General features: G+C 75.4%; 11 protein-coding genes. 9 read left to right on the top strand and 2 right to left on the bottom strand.

What is annotated here, in order from left to right; genetic code table 11:
* Positions 1–102: 102 nt before the first annotated feature.
* Positions 103–429: a hypothetical protein gene (locus ACFYUY_RS12440; protein WP_360206089.1), complete on the bottom strand. Its 327-nt coding sequence runs from the start codon at positions 427–429 to the stop codon at positions 103–105.
* A 200-nt stretch (positions 430–629) separates the two neighbouring features.
* On the opposite strand from ACFYUY_RS12440, the gene ACFYUY_RS12435 reads away from it, so the two are divergent.
* The 9 genes from ACFYUY_RS12435 to ACFYUY_RS12395 all read left to right on the top strand — a co-directional run bounded on the left by ACFYUY_RS12435 (position 630) and on the right by ACFYUY_RS12395 (position 9,325).
* Positions 630–1,586, top strand: a complete 957-nt coding sequence (locus ACFYUY_RS12435) for an STM4015 family protein (RefSeq protein WP_387900316.1) — start codon at positions 630–632, stop codon at positions 1,584–1,586.
* Positions 1,587–1,751: 165 nt separating this feature from the next.
* Positions 1,752–2,681 (top strand): STM4015 family protein, encoded by a 930-nt coding sequence (locus ACFYUY_RS12430; RefSeq protein ID WP_387900314.1) that lies wholly within the window; start codon positions 1,752–1,754, stop codon positions 2,679–2,681.
* Positions 2,682–2,696: 15 nt separating this feature from the next.
* Positions 2,697–3,845 carry an STM4014 family protein gene (locus ACFYUY_RS12425; RefSeq protein ID WP_387900313.1) on the top strand — a complete coding sequence of 383 codons (1,149 nt, stop codon included), beginning with the start codon at positions 2,697–2,699 and terminating at the stop codon, positions 3,843–3,845.
* Between the two features lie 116 nt (positions 3,846–3,961).
* On the top strand, positions 3,962–4,828 hold the full coding sequence (locus ACFYUY_RS12420) for an STM4013/SEN3800 family hydrolase (protein ID WP_387900480.1): 867 nt from the start codon (positions 3,962–3,964) through the stop codon (positions 4,826–4,828).
* Positions 4,825–6,156, top strand: a complete 1,332-nt coding sequence (locus ACFYUY_RS12415; RefSeq protein WP_387900311.1) for an STM4012 family radical SAM protein — start codon at positions 4,825–4,827, stop codon at positions 6,154–6,156. The genes ACFYUY_RS12420 and ACFYUY_RS12415 overlap by 4 nt, the downstream gene beginning before the upstream one ends.
* Positions 6,153–7,109 (top strand): STM4011 family radical SAM protein, encoded by a 957-nt coding sequence (locus ACFYUY_RS12410; protein ID WP_387900309.1) that lies wholly within the window; start codon positions 6,153–6,155, stop codon positions 7,107–7,109. Before ACFYUY_RS12415 ends, ACFYUY_RS12410 begins: the two co-directional genes overlap by 4 nt.
* A 114-nt stretch (positions 7,110–7,223) precedes the next feature.
* Positions 7,224–7,610: a VOC family protein gene (locus tag ACFYUY_RS12405; protein WP_360206108.1), complete on the top strand. Its 387-nt coding sequence runs from the start codon at positions 7,224–7,226 to the stop codon at positions 7,608–7,610.
* 410 nt (positions 7,611–8,020) lie between these two features.
* Positions 8,021–8,980: a LysR family transcriptional regulator gene (locus tag ACFYUY_RS12400; protein ID WP_387900307.1), complete on the top strand. Its 960-nt coding sequence runs from the start codon at positions 8,021–8,023 to the stop codon at positions 8,978–8,980.
* A 111-nt stretch (positions 8,981–9,091) separates the two neighbouring features.
* Positions 9,092–9,325, top strand: coding sequence for a hypothetical protein (locus ACFYUY_RS12395; protein ID WP_387900306.1), 234 nt, complete (start codon positions 9,092–9,094; stop codon positions 9,323–9,325).
* 51 nt (positions 9,326–9,376) lie between these two features.
* Here ACFYUY_RS12395 and ACFYUY_RS12390 read toward each other — a convergent pair whose 3' ends face one another.
* A complete protein-coding gene (locus ACFYUY_RS12390; protein WP_387900304.1) occupies positions 9,377–12,166 on the bottom strand; it encodes a tetratricopeptide repeat protein in 2,790 nt (929 codons plus the stop codon).
* Positions 12,167–12,268: the final 102 nt, after the last annotated feature.

Here is a 12,268-nt window from a genome sequence, read left to right as displayed (position 1 = left end):
GTCGTGCCGCCCGCCGCACCGCCCGACCGACCGCCGGTCGACCGCCGGCCGCGCCGGCACCGGTCGGTCCGGGCACCGATGCCGACGGGCCGGTCAGTCCGCTCAGTCCGCGACCATCCGCACCGCGCCCGGGACGTACTCGCGCTGACGCACCACCCGGTACCAGCCCCTGGGCAGCGGTATCGCCGCGTGCTCCTCGTGCACCACCCGGCCCCCCTCGGGCAGGTGCAGCCAGCCGGCGCCGAACGGCCCGGCCTCCCGCCGGAGGGCGCCGGGGCCGACCACGGCGTGGGCGTGCCCGGTGACCTCCCCGAGCGCCAGCACCATCCGGCCGCGCCCGTCCCGCGGCTGCTCGGCCAGCGCCGCGACCCGGCCCGGCACGGCGCCCTCCTCGACCGGCACGATCAGCACATCGCCCTGGCGGTACATCAGTCTCCCCTCACCGCGGACCGGGCCCGGCGGACACCGGACCCCGCGGCTCCGCCGTGCCCTGCGCGGTCACGTTCCGGAGCCAGGACCCGAACGTAGGGCACGGGTCCGACAACCCGCCCCCGCCCGCCACCCGGGCACCGGACTGTCAGACCCTGCTGGTAGACATCTGTTCGGCCCCGACCCCAGAGGAGCAGCGCATGACCGTCAACCACCACATCGAGCAGTTCCACGGTCTCCCGGTCTTCGACTTCGTCCAGGCCGTGGACGCCGCCGCGGAGGCCGGCGGGGCGGTGGTCCCGGGGCTCCCGGAGCCCGCCGCCGTCGCCTGGCGGATCGGCCTGAACTACGAGTCCGAGGAGGCCTTCACCGAGCGCTGGGAGCAGTTCCTCGACACGGTCGACGCCGAGCGCGTGGCGGCCGTGGTGATCGGCCCGTGGTTCTCCGAGGAGCCGGAGGGCCTCGGCTCGGCCCTCGAGGCCATCACCGGCGCGGCGGGCCGGCTGCCCGCCCTGCGCGGCCTGTTCGTCGGTGACATCACCTACGAGGAGAGCGAGATCTCCTGGCTGGAGATGGAGGACGTCACCCCGCTGCTGACGGCCTTCCCGCGGCTGACGGAGCTGGTGGTGCGGGGCGGTACGGGCCTGCGGCTCGAGCCGGTGCGCCACGAGGCGCTGACGGCGCTGCGGTTCGAGACCGGCGGGCTGCCCGTCGAGGTGGTGCGCGCGGTGGCCGGCTGCGACCTGCCCGCCCTGCGGCGGCTCGAGCTCTGGCTCGGCGTGGACCACTACGGCGGGGACGCCGGCGTCGTGGACCTCGCCCCCTTCCTGGACGGCACCCGCTTCCCCGCGCTGCGCCACCTGGGCCTGCAGAACAGCCTGCTCCAGGACGACATAGCGGCCGCGGTGGCCCACGCCCCGGTGGTCGCCCGGCTGGAGTCGCTCAGCCTCTCCATGGGCGCGCTGACCGACCAGGGCGTCACCGCCCTGCTGGAGGGCCAGCCGCTGACCCACCTGCGCACCCTCGACCTCCACCACCACTTCCTCACCGAGGACGTCCAGCAGCGGTTGCGGGAGGCCCTGCCGGAGGTCGGGCTCGTCCTCACCGGCGCCGGCAAGCCGGACGACCGCCGGCGCTACGTGGCCGTCTCCGAGTAGCGGCGGCCGCCCGGCACCCGTCACCGGCCGACGCACCCGGCCGGCCGTACCCCCGCCGACCGACGACCCGACCGACCCGCAGCCCTACCGGCCACAGCCCGACGGCCGGTTCCCGCCCCACCCCGCACCCCCGCCCGCCCGCCGAACTCCCCGCCTGGACCGAACATGACCGTCTCGCAGCACCCCGACCGCTTCCACGACCTGCCGATCCACCCCTTCGACCCCACCGCGGCCGCCCGGCCCGCCGCGGGCGAGGTCGCCTGGCGGCTGGCCCTGGAGTACGACACCGACCACGACTTCGACCGGCTCTGGAAGGCCTTCCTGGACGCCGTCGACCCGGCCGGGGTCCGGGCCGTGGTGATCGGCCCCTGGTGGCAGGACGGCTACGTCTCCGTGGCGGCCGCCGTCGCCGCCGTCACCGCCGACGCCGCGCGGCTGCCCGCCCTGGAGGCGCTCTTCCTGGGCGACGTGACCTTCGACGAGTGCGAGATCTCCTGGATGGAGATGGACGACGTCACACCGTTGCTGACGGCGTTCCCCGGGCTCACCGAACTGACCGTCCGCGGTGGCATGGACCTCGTCCTCGCACCGGTGCGGCACGACCGGCTGACGGCGCTGCGGTTCGAGGCCGGTGGGCTGCCGGCCGCCGTGGTGCGGGCCGTGGCGGCCTCCGAACTCCCCGCGCTGGAGCGGCTGACGCTCTGGCTGGGCACCGACGAGTACGGCGGCGACACCACGATCGACGACCTCGCGCCCTTCCTCGACGGCGCGCGCCTGCCGAGCCTGCGTCACCTCGGACTGGCCAACAGCGACATCCAGGACGAGATCGCCTCGGCCGTGGCGCACGCGCCCGTGGTGGCCCGGCTGGAGTCGCTCGACCTCTCCATGGGCGTGCTCTCCGACGAGGGTGCGGCCGCCCTGCTGGAGGGCCAGCCGCTCACCCACCTGCGCAGCCTCGACCTGCACCACCACTACCTCGGCGAGGAGATGCAGCAGCGGCTGACCGAGGCCCTGCCCGGGGTCGAGGTCGACCTCGGCGACGCCGAGGACGACGACGATGACGACGGCTGGCGCTACGTCGCGGTCGCCGAGTAGGCGGGTGGGGGCACGATGACGCCGCAGCTGACCGTCCTCGGCAATCCCGGGCACCGGCGGGTGACGCTGTTCGCCGCCGCGGCCCGGGCCGCCGGGCTGCCCGAGCCCGCCGTCCTGCCCTGGCTGGACGTGCTGCGCGGCCAGTACCGGCCGCCCACGGGCGGCCTGCTGCGGATCGAGTCGCCGGGCGAGGACGCCCGGGTCGACGAGCTGCTGCGCGGCCCGGCGCTCGGCCCCTCCTACGCGCCGACCAGGGTCGAGGGCACGGCAGCCTGGTACGCGGGCGTGCTGGCCGCGCTGCGCGGGCTGGCCTCCCGCCCGGGCGTGCGGCTGCTCGGCGACCCGGAGGAGATCGGCGTGATGTTCGACAAGCGGCGGGCGCACGCGCTGCTCGCGGCCGCCGGGGTACCGGTGCCCCGGGCGCTCGGCGGGGAGGTCACGGGCTGGGAGCAGCTGCGCGGCCGACTGGCCGAGGCCGGGCTGCACCGGGTCTTCGTCAAGCCCGCGCACGGTTCCTCCGCCTCCGGGGTGCTGGCCCTGGAGTTCGGGCCGCGCGGGCAGGTGCTGGCCACCACCTCGGTCGAGCTGGCCGACGGCCGGCTGCACAACTCGCTGCGGGTCCGCCGCTACCGCGACGAGGCGGAGGTCGCCGCGATCGTCGACCGGCTGGCGCCGGACGGCCTGCACGTCGAGCAGTGGATCCCCAAGGCCTCCCAGTCCGGCCGCTCCGCCGACCTGCGGGTGGTGGTCGTCGCAGGCCGGGCCACCCACGTGGTGGTGCGCACCAGCGCCCAGCCGATGACCAACCTGCACCTCGGTGGCGCCCGGGGCAGCGTCGACCTGGCCCGGGAGGCCGCCGGGGCGGCCTGGCCGGTCCTGCTGGAGGCGGCCGAGCGCGCGGCGGCCTGCTTCCCCCGGGCGCCGATGGTCGGTGTCGACGTGCTGCCCGCGGCCGGCTGGCGGCGGGCGCTGGTCGGCGAGGTGAACGCCTTCGGGGACCTGCTGCCCAACCTCACCGGCCTGTCCGGAGGCCCCGCCGAGGGCCTGGACACCTACGGCGCCCAGCTCGCCGCGCTCACCCGGCCCGCCGCCTTCACCCGTTCCACGGGAGGGGCCCCCGGCCCCGCCCCGACGACCCACCAGATGACGGAACACGCACCATGAACCACCGCTCTCCCGACCTCACCCCCGCCCAGGCCCCGGCCCCGGTACGGCCGCGGGCCAGCCGGGTTCCGGCCCCGGAGCCCGCTCCCGCTCCGGCGCCCACGCCCGCTCCGGACATGAACGCCGTGGTCGGTACCCACGACCTCCTGCTCGTCACCCTGGACACGCTCCGCTACGACGTGGCCGAGGAGCTCGCCGCCGCCGGCCGGATCCCGCACCTGGCGGCGTTCCTCCCCGGCGGCCGCTGGGAGCGCCGGCACGCGCCCGGCAGCTTCACCTACGCCTCCCACCAGGCCATCCTGGCAGGCTTCCTACCCACGCCGGCCTCCCCCGACGGCCCGCACCCGCGCCTGTTCGCGGCCCGCTTCGCCGGTTCCGAGAGCACCGCCCCGCGCACCTGGGTGTTCGACGCGCCCGACCTGCCGACCGCTCTCGCCGGGGCCGGCTACCGGACGGTCTGCATCGGCGGCGTCGGCTTCTTCAACAAGCAGGGCCCGCTCGGCTCGGTGCTGCCCGGCCTGTTCCAGGAGAGCCACTGGGAGCCCGCGATGGGCGTGCCCTCACCGACGTCCTTCGAGGAACAGGTCGCCCGGGCCGAGCGGGTGGCCGCCGAACAGCCCGCCGGGCAGCCGCTGTTCCTCTTCCTGAACGTCTCCGCGCTGCACCAGCCCAACTGGTTCCACCTGCCCGGCGCCACCCGCGAGCACGGTGACTCCCGGGACAGCCACGCCGCCGCGCTGGAGTACGTGGACGCGCACGTCGGGCGGCTGTTCGCCGCGATGAGCGCCCGCCGGCCCTGCTTCGCGATCGTCTGCTCCGACCACGGCACCGCGTACGGCGAGGACGGCTACACCGGGCACCGGATCGGCCACGAGGTGGTCTGGACGGTCCCGTACGCCCACTTCACCATCCCGGCCCGGCCCGGAGCCGGTACCGCCGCCACCACCACCGACCCCGCCACCGCCACCGAGGAGCGCGCATGACCACCGCACCCCCGCGCCCCGACTCGCCCTACCGCTCGTACGTCTACGCCTACCCGCACAAGACCGCCTACCGCCCGCTGCCCGAGCGCCCGGCGCTGCGCGAGCTGTGGGCCGGCGAGGCGCAGCACGCGCTCTCCCTGTACCTGCACGTCCCGTTCTGCGAGGTCCGCTGCGGCTTCTGCAACCTCTTCACCCGGATCGGCAGCCCCGAGGGCCTGACCACCGCCTACCTGGACGCCCTGGAGCGCCAGGCCGTCGCCGTCCGCGCGGCGCTGGAGGAGGACGCCCGGTTCGCGCTGGCCGCGTTCGGCGGCGGCACGCCCACCTACCTGACGGCCGGCGAGCTGGAGCGGCTGTGCGACATCGCGGAGCGGCGGATGGGCGCCGACCTGCGGGCGGTGCCGCTGTCGGTGGAGGCCTCCCCGGCCACCGCGACCGCCGACCGGCTGGAGGTGCTGGCCGCCCGGGGCGCCACCCGGCTGAGCCTGGGCGTGCAGTCCTTCGTCGACGCCGAGGCCCGCTCCGCCGTCCGCCCGCAGCGGCGCGCCGAGGTGGAGGCCGCGCTCGGCCGGATCCGCGCGGCCGGGTTCCCGGTGCTCAACATCGACCTCATCTACGGCATCGACGGCCAGACCGAGGCCAGCTGGCTGCACTCGCTGGACGCGGCGCTCGCCTGGCAGCCCGAGGAGCTCTACCTCTACCCGCTGTACGTCCGCCCGCTGACGGGCCTGGCCCGGCGCGGCGAGCAGGAGAGCCCGTCCGCCTGGGACACCCGCCGGCTCGCGCTCTACCGCGCCGGCCGGGACCACCTGCTGGCCCGCGGCTACCAGCAGGTGTCGATGCGGATGTTCCGCCGCGCCGCCTCCCCGCAGGCCGGGGCCGGCGAGTACGCCTGCCAGACCGACGGCATGGTCGGCCTGGGCTGCGGCGCCCGCTCCTACACCTCGCGGCTGCACTACTCCTTCGACTACGCGGTGAACGCCACGGAGGTGCGCGGCATCATCGACGACTTCGTCGCCACCGAGGACTTCCACCACGCGGAGGTCGGCCACCGGATGAGCGGCGACGAGCCCCGCCGGCGGCACCTGGTGCAGTCCCTGCTGCAGGCCGCGGGCATGCCGCTGGCGGACTACCGCGCCCGGTTCGGCAGCACGCCCACCGAGGACTTCCCGGTCGAGCTGGCCGAGTTCGCCGCCCGCGGCTGGCTGGCCGAGGACGGGGAGCGCCTGCTGCTCACCCCGGAGGGACTGGCCCACTCGGACGCGGCCGGGCCGATGCTGTTCTCACCCGGGGTCGCCGCCCTGATGGCCGCCTACGAGGCGAAATGACCTTCCTCGGCCTGCCCGTCGTCCGGCCCCCGCACGCCGCCCCCGTGCCGGGCCTCGCCACCGCGGCCCCGGTGGAGCCCGGTCCGCGGGCTCTCACCCTGCTCTACCGCGGCCCGCTCGCCTCCTGTGACTACGACTGCCCCTACTGCCCGTTCGCCAAGCGCCGCGACACGCCCGACCAGCTGCGCGCCGACCGGGCGGCGCTGGAGCGGTTCACCGGCTGGGCGGCCGGGCGGGCGGGCAGCGGCGACACCCTCTCGGTGCTGTTCACGCCCTGGGGCGAGGGGTTGGTGCGCTCCTGGTACCGGCAGGCCCTGGTCGGGCTGAGCCGGCTCCCGCACGTGCGCCGGGTGGCGATCCAGACCAACCTCAGCTGCCGCACCGGCTGGCTGGCGGACGCCGACCTCGACACCCTCGCGCTCTGGGTGACGTACCACCCGGGCCAGGTCTCCCGCGAGCGGTTCCTCTCCCGGTGCCGGGAGCTGGACGCGCTGGGCGTGCGGTACAGCGTCGGGGTGGTCGGCCGGCCCGAACACCTCGCGGAGGCCCGCCGGCTGCGCGCCGAACTCGCCCCTGAGGTCTACCTCTGGATCAACGCCGCCGAGGGCCGGACGTACCCGGACGCCGAGGCCGCCGACTGGACGGCGCTCGATCCGCACTTCGGCTACAGCCGGCACGCCCACCCCAGTGCCGGCCGCCCCTGCCGCACCGGGGAGTCCGTGCTCTCGGTGGACGGCGACGGCACCGTGCGCCGGTGCCACTTCGTCCGGGACGTCCTCGGCAACCTCTACGACGGCTCGTACCGCACCCGGCTGGGGCCGCGTGACTGCCCGTTGCCGGTCTGCGACTGCCACATCGGCTACGTCCACCTGGAGACCCTGCCGCTGTACGAGCTGTTCGGCGCGGGCGTGCTGGAACGCGTCCCGGCGGCCTGGCCACCCGGTTCCGGCTGAGGGCCGGCCACCGACCGACCGAGGACCGGCCCGGGGAGGGCCCGTGGAGGGCCCGTGGCCCACGTTTCCCCGAGCAGGCCGGCGCGGACGTACCTAGCCTGGTGGTAGGAGGCGATGGACATGCTTGGAGACGCACCCCTGATAGCCATCATCCCGGCCGCCGATCTGGCCCGCGCCAAGGCGTTCTACACCGACACCCTCGGTCTGAAGCTCACCGAGGAGAACCCGCACGAACTCGTCTTCCAGTGCGGCGGCACCGAGGTCGGCCTCTACGAGACGCCCAGCGCCGGGCAGGCCGCCCACACCCTCGCCAGCTTCAAGGTCGCCGACCTCGACGCCGAGATGGAAGCCCTCCGCAGCCGCGGCGTCACGTTCGAGGACTACGACTTCCCCGGTCTGAAGACCGTCAACGGCGTCGCCGACGACGACGGCATGCGCGCGGCCTGGTTCAAGGACAGCGAAGGAAACATCCTCTGCGTGAACGAACGCACCACCGGATAGCACCGCACCCGCCCGCCCGATTCGGCGGAGGCAGGATCGGCGCCGCACTGCACCGGGGCGGCGGCCGCTGAGGGAGGCTGCCGGGGCCGGCGCTCGACCGGCCCCGTGCTGGGCCGCGCCCGGCTCCGGGGGTGGACCCGGTCCTGAGTCCGGCGGGGTCAGCGGGCGGAGGAGACCGCGAAGGGGGTAGGGCCGTGGCATCACGGGGGGCGGGGGATCACGAGGCATGGCTCCGGCGGTGCGGGCCGTGGTGATGCCGCCGAGTTCCTCGACCTGTACGGGCTGCCAGCCGGGGTCGCCGTGCAGGCCGGTGACGGTCTGCTCGGCGTCGGTCGCCACCCGGGAGATACGCGGCCCCGGCCTCGATCGTTAACAACGAGTGCATGCCACGCACTTGTAGAGTTCCCTCCATGCAGCTGGATCTGAACCTGCTCACAGCACTGGACGCATTGCTGGAGGAAGGCAGCGTCGCCGGCGCCGCGGCACGCCTCCACGTCACCTCACCGGCGATGAGCCGCTCCCTGGGCCGCATCCGCAAGGCCACCGGTGACCAGATCCTGGTCCGCACCGGCCGCAGCATGGTGCCCACCACCCGCGCGCTGGCCATGCGCGCCCAGGTCCACGCCCTCGTCGAGCAGGCCCACCACCTCCTGTCGGCCCATCAGGAGCTCGACCTGGCAGCGCTGGACCGGGTGTTCACCGTGCGCTGGCACGACGCCCTGACCGCCGCCTGCGGCACCACCCTGACCACGGCCGTCCGCCGGCAGGCCCCCGGCATCCGGCTGCGCCTGTCCGCCGAGCCCGGGGCGGACGACGCCGAGTTGCGCCGGGGCGAGGTCGACCTCGAATCGAGCTCCCGCGCCCCGGAACTCCCCGACATCCGCCACCGCCTCGTCGGCAGCGACCGGTTGGTCGTCGCCGTCCGGCCGGGCCACCCCCTCACCGAAGGCCCGTCGGACCTGGAGCGCTACGCGGCCGCCGAACACCTCACCGTGTCGCGCCGCGGAAGCCTGCGCGACCCGATCGACGACGCGCTCACCACGCGCGCTCTCACACGACGCGTCGTCGCCGCCGGGCCCACCGCCGCCTTCGCCCTGCAACTCGCCCTCGAATCCGACCTGGTCGTCACCCTCCCCGACGCGGTCACCCGCACCACCCGGGAACGGCTCGGCCTGGTCACGCTGCCGCTGCCACTCCCGCTGCCCGACGTCCCGCTGTACCTGCTGTGGCACCAGCGCTACGACGACGACCGCGCCCACGCCTGGCTGCGCGACCTCGCCGCCGAGACCGTCCGGGCCCTGTTCGCCCCGCCAACCGCTGCCGGAGCACCGCCCGTCCCGGAGTCGGCCGCGCCCGGGGCGGGCGGCTGACCTCGGACTCCCCGGCGGCTCCTCGAAGGCTTGCCCCCGGCTCGGGGCGGTGGTTTGCTGCTCGTGCCAACTCCCGTCACCACGACGGGAAATGAACGGGGGAGGTAGCACATGCCGGAAGTGACCGGCGGGCTCGCGAAGATGGCCGTCACCAGCGCCGTCGTGGCGAGCGCCGCGTTCGGCTTCGCCACACCGTCACACACCGCCGCTCCGCAGGCCCCGGTGTCCGCGGCCCACGCGGCCGACGCGACCCCCCAGGCCGACAGGGCCCTCGGGGCCGACGGAGCCACCGACACCACCGCGCCCGTGCACCCGGTGGTGGACAGGCAGAACCAGGGACACTAGCCGGAAGTGACGGGTGCCCCCGGGCCTGCGACGGCGCGCCCGGGGGCATCATCAGCCTTCGCCTTCACTCCGTCTCGCGCTCGTGCCGGGCACGCCCGGCGCGCCCGGCACTCCGCCGCGGGCCCGCAGCGCGGCCCGGGCCGCCTCCGCGAGGCGGTGGGCACCGGGCAGGACCTCGTCCATCTCGGGCACCCGCGGCTCCACGTGCGGGCCGACGGCCTCGATGGCCGCCGCCGCGTCCTCCGCGGCCTGCTCCGGATCCTCGGCGAGGACGGCCTCGCCCCGGTGGACCCGCAGCAGGGCGACAGCGTGGCGTCCGATCAGCGTGTCGCGGTGCGTCGGGCCGAAGACGCGCTCCTGCTGGGGCCGCAGGGCCTCGGCGAGCTTCAGCGCACGGGCGACCTCTCCGTTCGTGGCATAGGCGTTGACCAGGTTGGCCGCGGAGACCAGGGTGTCCGGGTGGTCCCGGCCGAGGACCCGCGCCCGGGCCGGCAGGACCCGTTCGGAGAGCTCGACGGCCTCCCCGCGCCGCCCGGTCCGGCGGCAGGACACCGCGAGGTTCGCCAGCGCGGTGAGGGTGTCGGGGTGCTCCGGGCCCTGGATCCGGGTCAGATCGGCCGCGGCCTGCCGCTCCAGGACGATCGCCTCCTCGGCACGGCCGCTCCGGGCGTAGGAGACCCCGAGCTCGACCTTGGTGTTCAGGGTGTCGCGGTGGTCCGGGCCGAGCGCGCGGGTCCTGGCCGGCAGGACGGCCTCCAGGATCGCGATCGCCTCGGCGTACCGCCCTGACGCGTTGTACCCGACGGCCAGGTTCGCCCAGGCGCTGAGGGTCTCGGGATGCTCCTGGCCGCCTTCCGCGCGCCGGCCGTCGAGCTGCACGCGCTCGGCCACGACCCGTTCAGCGAGCGCGACGGCCTCCTCCGACCGGCCGGCGTCGTGGTAGGCGCGCACCAGGCTTCCCCGCGCCCGAACGGTGTCCTGGTGGAACGCTCCGCGGACCCGCTCGTGAGCCTCCAGCACGCGTTCCCTGAGCGCCAGCGCCTCGCTGTAGCGGCCGGCATCGCTGTAGGAGCCGGCGAGACCGGCCAGGACGGTCAGGGTCCCGGGGGCGTCGGCGCCGTGACGGCGCTCCGTGGCGACCGCGACCTGCTTCTGCAGGGCGATGGCCTCGGCGGTGCGTCCGGCCTGTCGGTAGGCGGCGGCGAGGTTGGCCCGCGAGGCGAGCGTGCTGTCGTCGTCCGCGCCCAGTTCACGGGTGTCCCCCTCCACCTCCTCCTCCCAGTGGGCGATGGCAAGCTCGTGCAGGCCGGCGTGGAGCAGGCTCATCCCCGCCTTCGTCCGCAGGACGAACCCGGGGAAGAGCCGCAGCACCTCGCTGCCGACCGTGTCGCGCAGGATCGCGGTGTTGGCCCGGAGGCTGGCCGCGAGGCGGTGGTCGGTGTGGTCCTCCTCGGGCCAGAGGAGGTACATCGCGAACATCACCGCGGACTGGACGGGCGTCGGTTCCGGGGTGGTGTCCCTGGCCGCGCGGGCGGTCAGCGCGTGGATGGAGACCTCCCGGTGGGCCGGGACCGCTCCCCGGTGGGGGAGGTCGACTCCGGCCGGGTAGCTGCTGAGCAGGTTGTAGCTGTGCAGGACGGCGAGGGCGGTGAGGGCGTCGTCGGCGCTGACCGGCGGAGGTTCGCCTGGTTCGGCGGGCTCCGCGCCCGGGACGCCGGTCGGCGACGGCCGACCGGACACCGCGGCAGCGTCCGCGGCGGCGCGTTGCTCCGTGAGGTAGTCGGTCACCGATGCGGTGGTCCAGAGGTCCCTGGGGTGTCCGGCCGGGTCGAGCAGGGCCGCCAGCCGGATCGCCGGGACGGCGAGCCCCCGGGGCTCGGTCCGCTGGGCGGCCTCCAGGGAGATCAGCAGCGCGGCCGCGACGGGCCTGCCGTACAGCTCGGTGTCCGCCTCGGGCGGCAGCAGGGCCTCCAGGGTCCGGGTGCGCTCCCGGAAGAGAGCCAGGTAGGCGGTGCAGGTCCGCTGCTGGTTGACCATGTAGGCGGCGGCGTGGGCGAGGGCGAGCGGCAGGCGTCCGAGCGCCTCGGCGAGTTCGCCGGCCTGCGGGTCGAGCAGGTAGGGGTAGCCGGCGGTGGTGAGGCGTTCGCGCAGGTAGGAGACGGCTTCGGCCGCGTCGTAGACGTCGACCGGGACGATCGCCCGACCGCCGCCGGAGGCGTGGGCACCGCGCTGGCGGGTGGTGGCGAGCACGCGGCCGTTGCCCCGGCGGGACCGCCCGGGCCACAGCGGTCCGGTGGCGGTGAAGTCGGTGACGTCGTCGAGGACCACCAGCCAGCTGCGCTCGGTGCTGCGGAGCCAGCTCAGGAAGCGCTGGGCGTCCTTCTCGACCCGGTCGGTGGCGTTGGTGGCACCGGGCAGCTGGACGGCGGCGGCCGCCTCGGCGTACGCGAGGAGGACGGTGACCGGGTCGGCGGCCGCCGCCCAGACCACCACCTCGACGCCGTCCTCGAGGGCCTGCCAGGCGTAGTGCGCGGCCAGTTGGCTCTTTCCGACCCCACCGCCGCCAGCGAGCACCTGGGAGAGCACCACGGTCTCGCTGCCGGCCCGCACCCGGTCGACCGCCTCGCGCACGGCGGTGCGCGGCTGGAAGGCGCTGGCCAGGATCGGGATGGCGCCGATCGAGACCGGCCACTCCGGCGGCGCCGGCGGAGGCAGGTGGACGGTGCCGCCCTGGACCACCGGGCCGTTGACCGTCGAGTTGGCGATCACGTTGACGACGTTCAGGCCCCCGCCCGCCTCCGCGTCGTCCCCCGACCGCGGCGGCGGCGTCACTTCGTTCATGATCTGATCCTCCGTCAATCATTGGACGGCGCAAATCCTTGCGCGCGGGGCCGCCGCTCGGAAGCCGTTTGCCCGAACCACCCCGCGACCCGGCGACACCCG

It is taken from the genome of Kitasatospora sp. NPDC004745, assembly GCF_042873275.1.
Classification (GTDB): domain Bacteria; phylum Actinomycetota; class Actinomycetes; order Streptomycetales; family Streptomycetaceae; genus Kitasatospora.
This window is presented reverse-complemented; position numbering and strand designations above follow the sequence as displayed.